At 54.8% G+C, this 16736-nt stretch carries 15 protein-coding genes and 1 pseudogene; 11 read left to right on the top strand and 5 right to left on the bottom strand.

What is annotated here, in order from left to right; all coding sequences use genetic code 11:
• Positions 1-173: 173 nt before the first annotated feature.
• From DF196_RS14180 to DF196_RS04160, 10 genes are all read left to right on the top strand, one after another.
• A complete protein-coding gene (locus DF196_RS14180; RefSeq protein WP_420804979.1) occupies positions 174-314 on the top strand; it encodes a DUF6019 family protein in 141 nt (46 codons plus the stop codon).
• A gap of 24 nt (positions 315-338) precedes the next feature.
• Positions 339-1028 carry a response regulator transcription factor gene (locus tag DF196_RS04200; RefSeq protein WP_033495412.1) on the top strand — a complete coding sequence of 230 codons (690 nt, stop codon included), beginning with the start codon at positions 339-341 and terminating at the stop codon, positions 1026-1028.
• Positions 1025-2275 (top strand): sensor histidine kinase, encoded by a 1251-nt coding sequence (locus tag DF196_RS04195; protein ID WP_202962063.1) that lies wholly within the window; start codon positions 1025-1027, stop codon positions 2273-2275. Before DF196_RS04200 ends, DF196_RS04195 begins: the two co-directional genes overlap by 4 nt.
• Positions 2276-2387: 112 nt before the next feature.
• Positions 2388-3062, top strand: coding sequence for an ABC transporter ATP-binding protein (locus tag DF196_RS04190; RefSeq protein WP_109056626.1), 675 nt, complete (start codon positions 2388-2390; stop codon positions 3060-3062).
• Between the two features lie 62 nt (positions 3063-3124).
• Entirely contained in the window at positions 3125-5488 is a 2364-nt protein-coding gene (locus DF196_RS04185) for an ABC transporter permease (RefSeq protein ID WP_206603777.1), read from the top strand.
• Between the two features lie 170 nt (positions 5489-5658).
• The gene (locus DF196_RS04180) at positions 5659-5892 is read left to right on the top strand and encodes a hypothetical protein (protein ID WP_084686030.1); all 234 of its coding nucleotides are present in this window, start codon (positions 5659-5661) and stop codon (positions 5890-5892) included.
• Positions 5889-6248, top strand: coding sequence for a DUF3847 domain-containing protein (locus DF196_RS04175; protein ID WP_034526285.1), 360 nt, complete (start codon positions 5889-5891; stop codon positions 6246-6248). The genes DF196_RS04180 and DF196_RS04175 overlap by 4 nt, the downstream gene beginning before the upstream one ends.
• Positions 6214-6663, top strand: coding sequence for a MobQ family relaxase (gene mobQ, locus DF196_RS04170; RefSeq protein WP_206603776.1), 450 nt, complete (start codon positions 6214-6216; stop codon positions 6661-6663). The genes DF196_RS04175 and mobQ overlap by 35 nt, the downstream gene beginning before the upstream one ends.
• A 111-nt stretch (positions 6664-6774) precedes the next feature.
• On the top strand, positions 6775-8148 hold the full coding sequence (locus tag DF196_RS04165) for an IS481 family transposase (protein ID WP_170114976.1): 1374 nt from the start codon (positions 6775-6777) through the stop codon (positions 8146-8148).
• Positions 8149-8551: 403 nt separating this feature from the next.
• On the top strand, positions 8552-9505 hold the full coding sequence (locus DF196_RS04160; protein ID WP_109056624.1) for a hypothetical protein: 954 nt from the start codon (positions 8552-8554) through the stop codon (positions 9503-9505).
• Between the two features lie 1454 nt (positions 9506-10959).
• Here DF196_RS04160 and DF196_RS04155 read toward each other — a convergent pair.
• The 5 genes and pseudogenes from DF196_RS04155 to DF196_RS04135 form a co-directional block, all read right to left on the bottom strand.
• Positions 10960-11946, bottom strand: a pseudogene (locus DF196_RS04155) (DUF3027 domain-containing protein); the annotation flags it as partial.
• A 10-nt stretch (positions 11947-11956) separates the two neighbouring features.
• The gene (locus DF196_RS04150; RefSeq protein ID WP_109056622.1) at positions 11957-12346 is read right to left on the bottom strand and encodes a cold-shock protein; all 390 of its coding nucleotides are present in this window, start codon (positions 12344-12346) and stop codon (positions 11957-11959) included.
• Positions 12347-12449: 103 nt separating this feature from the next.
• On the bottom strand, positions 12450-14747 hold the full coding sequence (locus tag DF196_RS04145) for a sensor histidine kinase (RefSeq protein ID WP_421728441.1): 2298 nt from the start codon (positions 14745-14747) through the stop codon (positions 12450-12452).
• A 19-nt stretch (positions 14748-14766) separates the two neighbouring features.
• Complete coding sequence (locus DF196_RS04140; protein WP_109056621.1) at positions 14767-15498, bottom strand: response regulator transcription factor; 732 nt, start codon at positions 15496-15498, stop codon at positions 14767-14769.
• Entirely contained in the window at positions 15491-16213 is a 723-nt protein-coding gene (locus DF196_RS04135) for a TPM domain-containing protein (protein ID WP_170114975.1), read from the bottom strand. Before DF196_RS04135 ends, DF196_RS04140 begins: the two co-directional genes overlap by 8 nt.
• A gap of 221 nt (positions 16214-16434) precedes the next feature.
• Between DF196_RS04135 and DF196_RS04130 the strand changes: the two genes are divergently transcribed.
• Positions 16435-16725: a WXG100 family type VII secretion target gene (locus DF196_RS04130; protein WP_109056619.1), complete on the top strand. Its 291-nt coding sequence runs from the start codon at positions 16435-16437 to the stop codon at positions 16723-16725.
• Positions 16726-16736 lie beyond the last annotated feature (11 nt).

Raw genomic sequence — 16736 nt, 5'->3', positions numbered from 1 at the left:
AGGACCGATACCGTTCGCGCTCATTCCCGATGAGGCACCACCACACCCTACGCGCTCAAAAAACGTGAGGCACGTCGATGGTATAATTTGAATACGAAAATTAAGCAACAAATCGGAATTGACAGAGGTAATGAAATGTTTGAAGAATTAGGAATTAGTTTTGGCACAGCACTATAATCGTCTTACTTGCATTATATTTTATAATTAAGTGGGCGGTCAAAAATGGAATAAAAGAAGCCTATAGGGATATTACAGGGAAAGTCACTACCGAGGATATTGAGGCAGAACAAATATGTAACGAAGAGGAAAAATAGTTAATAAAGAGAGGTGCATATGCTATGCCAGGTATACTTGTGGTTGAAGATGATGAAAATTTAAATCGTGGAATTACATTTTCACTGAAAAAATCCGGATATGAGGTTTTTTCAGCAGAATCAGTGAAAAAAGCGAAAAGAATTGCAAGTGATAATAATGTGGATGTTGCCATTTGTGATGTGAATCTTCCGGATGGAAACGGATTAGAGCTTGTCAGATGGATGCGGAATTGTCAAAATGTATATATTATCTGTCTTACCGCGTTGGATCAGGAGACAGATCAGGTCATGGGATATGAAGCCGGTGCGGACGATTATATGACGAAACCGTTCAGCCTTTCCGTACTTCTTCTGAAAATCGAGGCTCATTTCCGCCGCAGAAAGAATGAACCCGGAACTCCAAAAATTCATTCAAAGGATATCGTGTTTATCCCCGGAGAGATGAGGGCGTTCGTAAAGGAAAGAGAAATAAGCCTTACGAAGAATGAACTGAAAATGCTGTCCTTTTTTCTTCAAAACCCGAAACAGATTCTTTCAAAAACACAGCTGTTAGAAAACGTGTTTGATCTGGATGGTGATTTTATGGATGAAAACACGGTAGCTGTGAACATCAGAAGGCTTCGGAAGAAAATCGAAGAGGATCCGGCGGCTCCGGTCTATATTAAAAACATCCGCGGGCTTGGGTATATATGGAATCAGGAGGTAAGTCAGTGACGAAACGACATCGTAAAAAGTGGGTTGATGCCTTGTCACTGGTGCTGCCGGTTCTACTCTTTTTTGCAGTATTGAACTGCTTTACCACCTATTTATATTATCAGGATTATCAATGTAAAATGGATATCCTGACAGAAGTTGCGGCGGGCGCAGAGACCACCGGCATGGATGTTGCCGCAGGATGGCTGAAAGGAAACGACCATCAAGCCAATGAACAAGGTAAGCAATTATTAGAGCAATACGGGTACTGGGAAAACAAAGGGACTTCGTTTTATGTGCGCTTCCGGCAGAATATCATGATAACCGGCTGTACAAGCGCAGTGCTATGTCTGTCTTTGCTAACGTTCCTGTTTTACCGGAAGAAAGCTGAGGCGAAAGAAAGTCGGAAACGATTGGAGCAGCTAGAGCAAATCCTGATTGCATTTCGGGAAAATCACTTTGAGGTAGTGCCGGACACAGAAGATCATGTCTGGCAGGAAAGACTGAAATTTCAGCTTGAAGCAATCGGACATCATATCCAGCTGCTGCAAGAGGAAGCCAGAGCGGAGAAGGAAAGCACAAAGGAAATGGTATCCGACATTTCCCATCAGCTGAAAACCCCGGTTGCAGCCTTGGATACCTGCTTTAGCATATTGCTGCGGAACAATCTGAGTGAGACGGAGCAACAGGAATTTCGCATCCGCTGCCGGAGTGCATTGGACGGATTGGAAACATTGTTGCAGTCTCTGCTGGAAATATCCAAACTGGAGACAGGTTTGATTCAGCTTGATCAGAAAACACTTCCCATTATGGATACGATCATCTCCGCAGTAAACCGAACGTATCCAAAGGCAGCGGAGAAAGGGATAGAACTTATTTTCGACTGCAACGAATCACTGGAGCATTGTGCACTCATGCAGGATAAACGTTGGCTTGGAGAAGCAATCATTAACGTTTTGGACAATGCCATCAAATACAGCCCAGAACATTCAAAAATCACGATCCGTCTACAAAAAAGAACCGGCTTTGTGAGAATTGAGATCGAGGATCAGGGAATCGGAATCCCGCAGAGTGAATACCATAAAATATTCCAGCGGTTTTACAGAGGGACTGCGCCGGAAGTCCGCGAAAAGAGCGGAACTGGCATCGGTCTGTATCTGTCCAGACAGATTATTGAGCAGCATGGTGGGACAATCACGGTAGCCTCCGGCAAAGTCAGAAAAGGAAGTACCTTTTTGATTCAGCTGCCGGAGAATGGACTTTCGTAGAGATGATGAGCAGAAGTCTTTCAAATCTGTAAGACTTCTGCTCTCTTTTTGAAAGTGAAATGAAAGGTTCCTTTGATACAATGCTGGTAAATAAGAAAAGGAGGCCATTGGAGTGGGCGTGATATTAGAAACCAAGCAGCTTTGCAAATTTTATGGGACGGGGGAAAATCAGGTCAAAGCCGTCAATCATGTGAATATCCAGATTCAACAGGGAGAATTTGTCGCCATTGTCGGAAAATCCGGCTCCGGAAAAAGTACCCTGCTGCATATGCTGGGCGGGCTGGATACACCAACCAGCGGCAGCGTGATCTTGTCTGACAAGGACCTGTATTCCATGAAGGAGGATCAGCTTGCCGTTTTCCGGAGAAGAAAGATCGGATTTGTATTTCAGGCATTCAATCTGGTATCCTCCATCAATGTGTGGGAAAATATCGTTCTTCCGTTGGGGCTTGACGGAAAAAAAGTGGATAAAGCTTATGTCAATGATATTATCACCACACTGGGTCTTGAACACCGGATTCATAATCTTCCGAATACCCTCTCCGGAGGACAGCAGCAGCGCGTTGCGATTGCAAGAGCCTTGGTAAACAGACCGGAGATTTTGTTTGCGGACGAGCCAACCGGAAATCTTGATTCCAAGACAAGTGACGAGGTGATCGCGCTGCTGAAAATGAGCGCAAAAAAATATGGACAGACGATTGTAATGATTACCCATGATGATGAGATCGCGCAGGTTGCTGACCGTATTTTAGTCATCGAGGATGGACAGGTGGTGGATTTCAATTGAGGACGATCAGCAAAATTGCATTCAGCAACGACAAAAGAAATCGGACAAGAAGTGTCCTCATTATGACGGCGATTTGCCTGACTACCATGCTTCTGGTCATTATCAGTACAATTGGAAATGGACTGATCCTCTTACAGAAGGATCAGGCTGCAAGCTCATACGGAAGCAACTACGGCCTGTTTATCGCCGCAGATGGTACGCAATTAAAAGAAGTGGAACGCAGAGCTGAGATATCTGATATCGGCATCATGTGTACGGAGGGCATCCTGAAAGGAAATGAGAATGGCGGCTTTGTCAGTGCGGATGAAACGGTCAGGAAAATGCTTCCCTATAATCAGGAATATGTGTTGAAGGAAGGTACCTATCCGGAAAAGGCGCAGGAAATTGCCGCAGGACGCGCTTTCTTTGATGCAGTGGGATACCATGATGTAAAGGTCGGAGACACCGTAACATTGGAGTACCGTTCCGGCATGCAGTCGGAATACGCACCGATGGAATTTACTGTCAGCGGGCTTTTATATGACCGGGATGAATATACCATCGAGGCTTCCTATGTTGTATTCGGTTCGCAGGATTTTTATAATGAGCGTGTTGCGGAGGGTGACAGGCAATATAATATCTATTTTACCTTGAGCGATTCTGCAAATGTATCTATGAATAATGTTGCGCCTGTTATAAAAGAAATCGCGGATTCCTGCGGCATTGACCAGAAAAACGTGATCATCAATGACCTCTACCTGCAGTGGGTATTGCAGCCGAGCTATGAAATGATTGTGGTTTGTGGAACCCTGATCCTCGGAATCGTGCTGTTTTCCGTTGTGGTCATTTATAATATCTTCCAGGTCGGGATCGCCCAGAAGGTTCAGGAGTACGGAAAAATCAAGGCGCTGGGTGCAACCAGAAAGCAGATGAAGCAGTTGATCTTTCGTGAGGGCATTCTTCTGGCGGTTCCTTCGATACCGCTGGGGCTGCTGTTTGGTTTCCTGATTGCAAACGTCAGCTTCAACTGGCTGGTGGAGCAGGGAAATCTGGTATCGTCCGGAATCAAGAACCATCAGGTGCCTCTGTTTTCACTGACAATTATGCTCATCTGCATTTTTGTATCGTTTCTTACGGTCGTTTTGGCTCTGCGCAAACCCATGAAAATTGTTTCCCGGATTTCACCCATCGAAGCGACACGGTATCTTGACGGCTCCAAAACGCAAAAACAGGGCAGACGAAAAGGCAGAAAAGATGTCACCGTTTTCTCCATGGCAATGGCAAATGTGACAGGCAATCCGAAAAGAACCATTGCTACGATTCTTACCATGGGGCTTTCCTGTGTATTGTTTGTAATTATCTCTAATTATGTTGGGAATATTGACACGGAGCACGAGGCGCGGATTGCAATCAACCATGGACAATTTGAGTTGCAGCTGGATTATTCCCAGAATTATGATGAAGCCTATTCGGAGAATAATCTGGACACAATCCTACAGAACAACCCACTGAATGATTCTTTGATTAAAGAAATCAAATCCATCCCCGGTGTAACGGATGTACTGACGAGAGAAATCGTCTCTGCAGATCTGAACGGAACAAAATTTCCGGTTGCAATCGTAAATCAAGAGGATTTTGAAATGATGCGCGGGGATGGCGATATCGGTTCCATGGACTATGCACAGGCTGTCAAAAACGGGGATGTTTTCTTTGGCTGGTCCAAGTGGATGGAAGCTGACGGGTATTCTGCGGGTGCACCGATTACATTCAACTTTGACAACGGAAGTGAAACCTATACCTATCAGGGAAAGATTGCAGGATCCTTTGTAAGCGCGGACACTTATCTTGTCATTCCGGAAGGTGTATACCGTTCCATGAATCCGAGGGGAACAGCCTATGGATATCTGTGGGTGGACTGTGATAAAAAAGATGTGGCATCTGTAGAGCAAAGCCTGAATGACCTGCTCTCCGATACTTCTCATATCAAGCTGAACACCTATCACGCAGAATTGCAAACCGCAGAATACGCAAGCCGTATGATGAAGCTTGGCTGCTATCTGTTCATGGCAATTGTCGGTCTCATTGGGTTTATGAATCTGGCAAACACCATGATCATCAATATCATCACGAAGAAGCAGGAATACGGTGTGCTGCAAGCGGTAGGCATGACCAATAAGCAGTTGAATCTGAGCTTACAAATACAGGGCTTGATTTTTACGGTTGGCACCATCTGCGTCGCACTTGCTGCCGGTCTGCCCCTTGGCTATGCACTGTTTTCCTATGCGAAGCATAATGGGATTTTTGGAATGAACGTTTATCACGTTCCTCTTATCCCGATTCTTGTTATGATTCTTCTGGTTGGTATTCTACAAATTGTGCTTTCCTGTGTTTTAAGCAGTAATCTGAAAAAGGAAACGCTGGTAGAAAGAATAAGGTATCAGGGATAGCAAGTAATATGTAATGAACTAGGTCTTAACGAAGAGGAGAAATAGATAACTTCCGATTTGTCGAACTGATAAAATCCCTTTAGGAACTAAAGGGCGCACTTCTATACTCCCCTGTCGGAAGTATCGTGCGTCCTGCGGAGCTTCATTCCCGGTCGGCAGAAGAAAACTGCATGACCGAGAATGTTGCGTCACTTCGTTCCGTCAAGGTGGCTACACCCCCTTGCGCCGCTAATGCGGCTATCCCCTGTGGACTTGCCGTCCGCAAACAGCATAAAATGCTGTTCGCCGCCAGCAAGTTTGGAAAAACAAATACCGAAAATCAGACCGTTGACTGGTCGCACTATGCGAAAAGTCGGCGGTCTTTTTTTATCCCCAAAATCAAAAAAGGAGGTCAAGCACAATGACAAAACCGAAAACCCTTGAACAGCTCCGAGCCGAAAAGGAACGAGCCGAGACGCAGCTTGCGCAGGAACAGCACAAGCTGGAGCGTCTGGAGAATCGAAAGAAGTATCTGGAGAAAGGCGAACGCACCAAGCGCACCCACCGCCTTTGCAATCTGGGCGGCACGATTGAGAGCCTTGCCCCGGAGGTCAAAGATCTCACACGCACCGAAATGACAGAGCTGATGGAGTACATCTTTTCTCTGGCAGAAGTCCAGCGAGCCGTCCACCATATGGCGATTACCCACATCAGCCAAGCAAACAGAGAAAAGGAGTTGAAAGTCGATGGCACTATTTCATCTGAGCGTCACGCAGACTAAACGAAGCGCAGGACAGTCCGCTATTGCTTCTGCCGCCTACCGAGCCGGGGAGCGATTGTATAGCGAGTATTACGGCGAATACAGCGACTACACACGCAAGGGCGGCGTGATCTGCTCTGACATTCTCCTGCCGTCCCATGCACCGCCCGAATACGCAGACCGCCAGACGCTATGGAACGCCGTGGAAAAAGCCGAGCGTGGAAAGAACGCCCAGCTTGCATACAGCTTTGACATTGCCTTGCAGAATGAATTTTCCCTTGAGGAAAACATCGCTCTTGCAAGGCAATTTTTGTTGGAGAACTTTGTGAGCCGGGGCATGGTGGTTGACTTCGCCGTACACCAGCCAGACCGGGAGGACGGCGGCATACCAAATCCGCATTTTCATGTGCTTTGCCCCATCCGCCCCATTGTCTAGTTTCAGCGGATAGTTGACGTATGTCTCGGGGCATGGTTGACGTCATGTCTTGGGGCATGCCTGACGGGTGTCTTGGGGCATGGTTGACAGGTCGCAGGTTGTTGACCATGTATGGATACACAGTCACAGCAGCAGTCAACACGGTCCAGCAATGATAGTGACGGGACTCGCAGTGAGTTCCTGCGTAACAAGGCCATTGTCAACACGATCCTCTCGGGCGTGCCGGTTACGGAGGCGGCCCGCCGCTATGGAGTGACGCGCCAGTGGGCGTACGAGTTGAAACGTCGGTACGAACGGGAAGGCGAGGCCGGGCTCCTGCCGCGTTCCAAGCGCGCGCATCGCATCGCGAACAGGACCGACGAGCGTCTGATCGAACGGATCGTCGCGATCCGGCGGGAACTGATTGCCAAGGGTTTGGACGCTGGCGCGGAGTCCATCGCCGCCCGCCTGGAGCGTGAAGGCGTCGCGCCTCCCGCAAACTCCACGATCCACCGGATCCTGACGAATGCCGGTTTGGTCAAGCCCGAGCCGCGCAAGCGGCCGAAGTCATCGTACGCGAGGTTCGAGGCCGCATTGCCGAACGAGACATGGCAGTCGGACTTCACCCACTGGCCGATCGGCGACGGCACGGACATGCTGATCGTCTCCTGGCTCGACGACCATTCGCGTTTCCTCCTGTATTCGCGCGCGTTCTCGACGGTCACGATGGAGACGATCGAATCATCGTTCCGCGAGGCGTGCTCCCGGTACGGGATTCCCTCGTCCACGCTCACCGACAACGGGACCGTGTACACGACCCGGCTTTTGTCGGCCGAACCGGGATCGTTCGAGCGCCTGCTCGCCCTGATGGGCGTGCGGCAGAAGAACGGCAAACCGTATCATCCCCAGACGCAGGGCAAGATCGAACGATGGCACCGCACGTTGAAGCAATGGCTCATGGTCCGGCCCCTCGCACGCGATCTCGACGCGCTCAACCGGCAGCTCGACGAGTTCCGCCGCGAATACAACGAGGAACGCCCGCACCGAGCGTTGAACCGTCGCACGCCCAAGGAAGCGTACGAGGCGAAGGGCAAGGCCGGCCCCGACCCCGAGATCGCCGCCCGCGAACAGGCCAGACGCGACGAGGAAGCACGAACCGCGGGCGAACGGGATGCCATCGAAAAGAAGAACGGGCGGCGCAGGCCAGTCCCCGTCGCCGAGCGAACGGAACCCACGCGGGTCGATGTCACCGTCCCTGCCAAACTCCACAAGGTCAGCAAGGACGGCTGCATCATGCAGAAAGGCATCGCGGGCGGACGACGTACCGTCAACGTCGGCAAAGAGAACGCCGGCAAGACCGTGGAACTGGAAATCAGCCACGGCATCATCACCGTCATCGACCCGGCCACCGGCGAGATCCTCGCCGAACAAACCCTCGACACCACCCGCGACTACCAGTACCGCAAACCCATACCCGGTGTCAACCATGCCCCAACACACATGTAAACCATGCCCCAAGAGACCCCGTCAACCATGCCCCAAGACAATACAGTCGCACTTATCGTCACTCAGCGCAACAATTCCGGGTCGGTGCGGCTGATTTCCCGGAATTGTTGCACCGTATTGCCCGACACTTCGCCAGCGTATTGCCCGACGCTTTGCTATAGGTCATATAGTTATATCGAGCTAAGGGCTTGCCTCGTTACACCCTCCGACGAGAATCGGATCTCCAAAAAATCCTGGAGAGTCAACAATAACGAGGTGCAATAATAACTTTTAGCCACATTCATTTGAACAAATGTTCAAATAAGCGGCACAGTTATCCACAATTCACTGCCAAACAGGAAGCTGGAACCACAATGGTCGTTTCAGCTTGCACTGTGCACGGACGCTGCCTTAGCGTCGAAATATGAAGGAGCACAAAGAGGTATCGGCAGCTCTTCGGCAATCCGAAGCATCGCAGCGCTGCGTCATCGGAGCCAATCGGGCTCTCTACCATGCTCTGCGACGACGGGTCAGGACCGGAGAACTCATATCCCCCTACCCCAATCTGTTCGCATCGCAATCCTACTGGAACAATCTCAGCCTTGAGCAGCAATCACTGCATATCATCCGCGCATTGGCCACGCTTCACCCGCAATGGGTATTCGCCGGGCTCAGCGCCGCATGTATATATGGATACCAGCATTCCTACTCGTTGCATGACGGTACGGTTTTCATCGCCTCGTCCAACGGCACCGGACATCATGACACCAAACGATTGCAACGCATCTACATGTCCAACGTACCGAAGTGGCGATGCAGTGAGATACTGGTTACGTCACCGGCCCGTACGCTCATCGATTGCGCGACGATCTCGTTCCCGTATGCACTGGCGATCTATGATTCCGCGTTGCGGGCCGGCCGTGTCAGCGCTATGGACGTTACCGTGCTGATGCTGCAGACGAATTGCGACGAATCGGCGGTACGCCGGCTTCTGCAATACGCCGATCCCTTAAGGGAAAGCGGCGGCGAATCATGGGCATGCGGATGCATCATCGAGTTGGGGTACGCAGTGCCGCAGCTGCAGGAGACATTCGACAATCCCGATAATCTGAGGATGCCGTATCGGGTCGATTTCTGCTGGAAACTCGCCGATGGCCGCATCATCGTGGCCGAATACGACGGTATGGCGAAATACGCGGATACCAGCAACCCCAATCGTGCGAGTCTGCAGGCGAAGCTCAACTACGCTTATCGCAGGGAACAGCATCTTGCAAACCAAGGAGTGACCAGCATCGTGCATTTGTTTTACGAAGATGTGATCGATCGCGTGCGCTTGGGTGCCAAGCTTTCAGAAGCGGGAGTGCCGAAAATCCGGTAGGAACCATTTATGGCGGAATATGACGCTCCGTTCAACCAACCGACGTACATCCAGTTCCCTGTTGTTGGCATTCCGAGGAATGTCAACAATTTTAAGAGCCGTAGATCAGTGGCTATAGGAACTTTTGTGGTGTTTATAACCGGGGTTTGACCTTACGGGAGTAGGCGTGTCGAGGTGTTATTTTTACGAGGCTGCAACATGTGGAAGTAGTCTCTGCAATGCATATTTCTAATAGTTTGGATAGTCTACGATGATCAATCCACTAAGATCAAGAGCGGCTTATTTACAAGAGTTTTGACGCGACTAGCCAGACGCGGCCGGAAAACAGTCAATCGACATGAGTGCATTCCACCAGCGGCGGACCCTGCATCAGGCTTCTCAAGCACCACAAAAATTCCCATGACCCGAAATCATCAATGTCCGCTCTGGTGTAACAGAGCCAAATGAAACGAATGGATGGGATATAGGCCGTCGGAAACACGGGTGCGGCTACGTGACACACGCAATGTCGTCCCTCACGGAGGGCATGTTGCCAGTGGACCACTGTCGTACAGGTCTGATTCACCGCCAAACCATCTTTCGCGCGACAAATCCGGGAGATCAGCTGCATCGTCCCGGATTTGTTGCGCTTACCACAGCTCAGTGCAACAAATCCCGGTAATCAGCCCATTGCTCCCGGATTTGTTGCACTCACCAACACTCAGCGTAACAAATCCGGGACGATGCGGTTGATTTCCCGGAATTGTTGCGCAAGGGAATGAGTCGATGCGCCAGAATCGTGGAGCGGGGTCGACAGGGCCGGCCACGGCTTATAGCGACATGACGTTGGAACATGTCGTTAAACATGTCGTTGGAAAACGGACGGTGCCGTTGAATCGCCCGCGAAACTAGCGCGAATTGGCGGAGTCCGTTTCAGCGGCATGGTCCTCGGCGGCCTCATCGTGGTCGGTACCGTCCATTTCAACTGCCGTGTCGTGACCGGTGGACTCCGCGGCCTCTGTAGACGGGTCGGAGACACCGGCCTCAACGGATTCGGCATCATTCACCGTTTCCGCCGCATCCGGCTCATCTGCGAAATTCACGTCGGGTTCATCGAATTCACCCACTTTGGACTCATCGAAGTCACCGGAATCGTCAACGTTATCCAAACCCGCATCATCATCGTCATCGGAACCGGCGGCATCTTCGAGCGCGTCCGACTCATCAGAATCATCCGAATCCACAGGCTCTTCGGATTCGCCGGAATCGGCAACGACGTCCGAATCCTCGTCATCATCATCCTCGTCGGATGCCATCGATTCGGCCTTCGCCTGACGGAGCTGTTCAATGAGATCGACAACGGCTTCCAAACCGGGTGCCACATCGTCGTCCACGGTAACGATGCCTTCGGGATCCTCATCGGATTCGTCATCCAAATCGTCATCGTCGCTGTCCGGCTCGGTGTTGAGCAGGATGTCCTCTTCGGTGGCCTCATCCGAATCGGCGTCATCCTCCTCATCTTCGGACACCGGCGCAACTTCGCTGTCATCGTTACGCTCATCGATATCATCGACGCCATCGATGTCATTCGTCGTCGCATCCTGCGCAGCAGTGGCAGCCGCAGCATCGGCGATCACCCCGGACAGAGCCTCCTCCACGGATTCCTCATCCTCGGCATCGTCATCCGTCGCCTGGCCCTTGCGGTGCGACGCCGAAGCCACGACATCCACATGCATGTCATCGAAGGCCGGCTTGGACTGCACCCACAGATGGCTCGGCTCCGGAGGCTCGATCTCGGAGTGCTCGCCGCAACCGTGATCCAACGAGACCACGCGGCCGTCATCCGGGCTCCACTTGTTGGCGCACACGCCGAACATGCGATCCAGCTCGCCGGTCAGCGGCACGAAGAAACCACAGGTGGAGCACAGGTTGCCCTCGGCGGTCTTGGTGCTCAGCGCCTTGGGACCGCGCGGGCCCTCATACCAGCGCTTGGCGGCCTGCGCGCGGCCCAGCGGGCTCAGCACATGGCGTCGGGTGAGCCGAAAGGTCTGGACGGCGTCGTTCACGTCCTCCAACGAGGACTCCTCCACTTCGCCGGGCTCGATGCGCTCATCGTCCGGATCGGTGCCGATGGAGTCGGTGGGGGAAAGATCGGTGGGTTCCAGACGATCCTTCCACGGCACCCACTTGGGCGGCATCAGCGCGCTGTCCGTAGGCACCAGCGAGGATTCGTTGACGGTCCAGGAATCCAGCTCGATGTCATGGAACAGCGTCACCGACCACTGCCAGCCTTCGTATCCGCGCACGGCGGCCTGGAAGCGGAAGTCGGTGACATGGTCCTCGAGTTCGATCGCCTCGACGAAGTTCCCCACCTGCTCGGGCTCGTCGGCCACTTCGAGCAGCACGGCCTGCGCGATGGCGCGCGGATCGGGCGCAGCTGCGGTTTCGGTGTTATCAGTCATAGACAAATCTTCAGTCCTGTACGTCGAACTGGTCCGCCACGGCGCGCAGTAGGGTGGCCAGCTTCTTGCTTTCGGCTGCGGAGGGGTAACGATGGCGGCGCAGCGTGTTGCCGGCCGTGTCAAGCATCTTGATGAGGTCCTCGCAGATGGCGGCCATGTCGTCCGCCTTCGGGCGGGTGGCCTTGACCAGGCTCGGGGCGGAGGCGATGGTGCGCACGCCCATGGCCTGCGGGCCGCGGCGACCGTCCACCACGGAATACTCCACCTTGGCACCCTTGCGCAGCGTGGTCACGCCTGCGGGCAGGGCCTGAGCCGGCAGGAACACGTCCTTGCCTTCCTCACTGGTGATGAAGCCATATCCCTTGGCTGCGTCAAACCAACGAACTCGACCGGTGGGCATTGCAAACCTTCCTTAATCCTCAATCAGTAGTAAACCAAAGTACCAGTTTACCGCAAAGGGCTTGACCTCACGCTTTGGGCTGAGTCGGAAGGCCTGCCGCCAATCAACTCGGCTGGCCACTCCGATCCGATTGGCCCGGCTGACCCGGATTCGTCTGCCCCGACGCATTCACCTGGGCAACTTGTGCAGGCTGCACCGGCTGCACCGGTTGCGCCGGCGGTTGGGCGGCTTGGCCCCGACTCTCGCCGGAGAACCACGAGGACTTCTGCTTGCCCTTCGCGTTCTTCGCGCCCTTGCCCGACTTGCCGTCCTTCGCCTTGCCGCTGGCCAATCCGGCACCGGCAGGCTGGGCGGCAACAGCCGAGGCCATCGGCTCGATAGGCAGTACCACGGTCAGGGTCAGACCTCCCCCATCGGTGGCCGTTGCGCAGATGAAGCCGTGATGTGCCTTGACCACGGACTGCGCGATGGCCATGCCGAGACCCGTACCGCCCTTTTCACGGGCGCGGGAGGGGTCGGCCGTGTAGAAGCGTTCGAATATCTGCGAGCGCGAAGCATCCGGCACGCCGGGACCGTGGTCGATGAACCGCAGCACCGCGTATTTGTAACCGGTCTGCATCGAGGAGCCCACTTCGGCGGCATCGATGAAACGGCGCAGCGAAGCGTCTGTGGCTGGCATCTTGGCGAGCTGCTTCGGGTCGATGGCGGCGGGCATCACGCCGAGCGCGGCTTCCGCCGAGGAATCGACGGGCGTGTAACGGTGGATGTTGCCCACGATGTTCGTCACCACCTGGCGCAGGCGCGAGGCATCGCCGGGCAAGGTCACGTCCTGCCAGTCGCCTTCCTCCACATGGAGCGTGGCCGGATGGTTGAGATCGCGTGCGGGCTCCAGCATGATGATCTGGCGGGTGATGGCGCGTTCGGGGTCCAGCGCGTGCAGATCGTCCACCGCGTCGGTCACCAGCGAGGAGAGGCGCACGGTGCCGGTCACGTCGATGCCGCGGCCCTCGTCCAGTCGGGCCAGGGACAGCAGATCCTCCACCAGCACGGTCATGCGCTGGCTGGATTTCTCGATGTGTTCGATGGATTCGTCCGCGCGTTCCAAGGCGCCGGGCATGTCCCGCTGCATCTTGTACAGCTCCGCGTAGCCGTGGATTGCGGCGAGCGGCGTGCGCAGCTCGTGGCTCGCGTCGGAGACGAACCGCTTCATCTTGTTGGTGGTCTCCTCCTGCTCATGGAAGCTCGATTCTATTCGGGCCAGCATGGTGTTGAGGGACGCCGCCAGGGAACCCACTTCGGTGTTCTCGGGAGCGGAGGGGATGCGCTGGCTCAGGTCGCCGGCCGCGATCTTGGCGGCGGCCTTTTCCATACGCTTCAACGGGGTGAGCGTGTGCTGAATGATGAGCGTGGACAGCGATCCGCCCAGCAGCAGTACGGCGATGCCGACCACCACGCAGTAGCGGGTCAGGGTGTTCATGATGTCAATCTGGTCGGAAAGCGACAGGCCGATGTACACCACGCCACGCACCTTCTCGCCGCCCTTACCGTCGGGCCCGGTGAATTGCAGCGGCAGGATGCGCCACGGCGAATTGGCCGCAGAAATAATCGAATGGCTTACGTTGCCCGAGGGGTTGCCCAGGATTCTGATGGTGCCGCCCGAAGATTCGCTCTGTCCGCTGCCTGAGCTGCTATCCGAGTTTCCCGTGCCGTTCTGCGTATCCGATCCGCTCTGGCCATCCGCGGACCCGCCGGAGCTATCAGACCCGCTTGAACCATTGGAACCACTGGATCCTTCGGAATTGCCCGAATCGTTGGATTTGTCGGAATTGTCCGGCGAGGTGGACTGGCTGCTTTCGCTCTGCACCTGCTTGACCTGCCTGGCCACGGCCGGCGCGGTGAAGATCTGTCCGAGTTTGATGCCGGTGGTGTCTCCGTCGGTGGGCAGCACCGGCATGGACACGATGCCGCTCTGCAGCTGCGGCAGCAACGGCGTCACCGTCAGCGGGTCGCCGTTGTCGTCCGTGGTGCCGTCCGTGTACTGAATCTGCAGGAAGTATGAGTTGATGCCGCTTGAGTCGTTCTTGGCCAGCAGATCGATGTTGTTGAACACCAGTTCACGCTGCTGGTTGAGCTGTCTGTCGATTTTCTCCAGCATGTAGTTGCCCACCAGCGTGCGGATGGAGAAGGAGATCACCGTCACGCCGATGAGCAGCACGGCGATGGTGCACACCACCAGTTTGCTGCTCAGGGAGACGCGGTCGAGATGGCGCAGGAACAGGTTCTTCTTGCGTTCGTGCTGTTCCTTGAGCCGCGCGGCCGCCGGGGTCATGGTGGGACCGGCCGCCGCCGGAGGCGCGGGCATGGGCGCGGCGGGGCCGGAGGGGATGCGGGAAAAACTCATGATATCGAAGGTGTCGAGGTCAGTTCTTGGGTTCGCGGATCATGTATCCGATGCCGCGCTTGGTTTCGATGAGCGGGGTGACCTTGCGGGTCTCGCCGTTCTCGTCGGTGTAGGTCACGCCGTCCACCTTCTTGCGCAGGTAGGAGATGTACGATTCGACGATGGCGGCGTCCCCGCCCCAGTCGTACTGCCAGACGTGGTCGAGGATCTGCGCCTTGGAAAGCACGCGGCCCTCGTTGTCCATCAGGTAGCGCAGGAGCTTGTATTCGGTGGGGCTCAGATCGATGGGCTGGCCGGCGCGGGTCACGTCGTGGGAATCCTCGTTGATCTCCAGATCGGCCACTCGGATGATCGGGTCGTCCTCCACCTGCTCGCGGGTGCGGCGCAGGATGGCGCGGATGCGGGCCACCACTTCCTCCAGGCTGAACGGCTTGGTCACGTAATCGTCGCCGCCCACGGTCAGGCCCATGATCTTGTCCTGCGTATCGTCGCGCGCGGTCAGGAACAGCACGGGCGCGTCGATGCCCTCCTGGCGGATGCGGCGGGTCACAGTAAAGCCATCGATGTCAGGGAGCATAACATCCAGGACGATGAGGTCCGGCTGCACCTTCTCGATGACTTCGATGGCTTCGGAACCGGATGCGGCGGTGTTCACCTCGAATCCGGCGAAATGAAGGGATGCGACGAGCAGTTCGCGGATGGACGGCTCGTCATCTACAACTACGATCGATGCTTCAATAGGCTTACTCATGCTTCCTAGAGTGTCGCGTTCGTCTGGGCGTTTCCTGAATGTCGCCTTGGAGTTCCTTCTTGGCTTTTCTCCGGGCCTTCTTCTCCTGCCAGCTGAGCGGTTGGGCGCTGGCGCGACGCGGCTTCTTGTTACCGGAACGCACGCGAATCACCACCATCAGCACCACCACGATGATGAGCACCACGAGCACTGCGGCCATCACGATGATGCCGATCTTGATCGAGGACGATGAGGTGGAGGTCTTCTGCGATTTGACGATCTGATCCATCATGGCGGTGGCTGCGCCGGACCAGTCGGGAGTGCTTTTCATCAGCGGCTGCTGTGCGGCTTCGGAAAGCTTGTCCACGGTGTCCTGGTCCTTGAGCCATTCGTCTGAATTGGAGGAGACGGCCACCACCAGGTTGCCGTCGTTCGAGGCCACGGCCAGCAGCACGGTATTGGGCTTCGGATCCATGGACTCAAGCACGTTCTTGGCCCACTTCTGCGGCGTGAGCTTGCTGTTGAATGTGGACAGGTACAGCAGATGCACGTGGACGCCGGCCTCCTTCTCGGTGTTCGCGATGGCGTCGGAGACCTCGGAGACATGCGAGCCGAGCAGGTTCTCAGTATCCGTGATGTTCTCGGTGATGGTCACGCCGCTGTCCGAACTGGAGGAATCGCCGCTGCCGGTGGCGCCGTCCGAGTTGTCCCCATAGGCGAATCCGCTTATCCACATGGATCCCAACAACGCCGCGACAACCATGAAAACACAGCAGACAAGCCACATTCGGGACTTCCTGCCGGCGATACGCGCCGCCTGCGCCGAAGATGGAACCACAGTGGTCGTTTTTCCTTCTGCCCAATTCGTTTGTGCCATAGGCTCCACCATAGCGGCCGGTACTGGCATTGTCGGTCGTTATCGACCATGATTCACCAATGCCGCGAAAGGAGCGCATCATGCCCCAATATCAAGTGGATTCGGAACGGATCCAATCATCCTCGGCCGCTGTGGCCAATTCGGTTGCCCAAATCAGGCAGGCCGTGGCCGGTATGTACACCAATCTCAACAGTCTGCAGGAGGCGTGGCGCGGTTCGGCGGCCACCCAGTTCACCTCGGTCGCCGCGCAATGGCGTTCGGCCCAACAGCAGATGGAGGCCTCGCTTGAGTCCATCCAGCGTTCGCTGACCCAGGCCTCCACCGTCTACGCCGATGCCGAATCCCAGGCGTCGCGACTGTTCGCCTCATAGCCTGACACTGT

The organism is Bifidobacterium callitrichidarum, assembly GCF_003129905.1.
Lineage (GTDB): Bacteria > Actinomycetota > Actinomycetes > Actinomycetales > Bifidobacteriaceae > Bifidobacterium > Bifidobacterium callitrichidarum.
The sequence above is the reverse complement of the archived record's forward strand: the minus strand, read 5'-3'. Positions and strand labels throughout refer to the sequence as shown.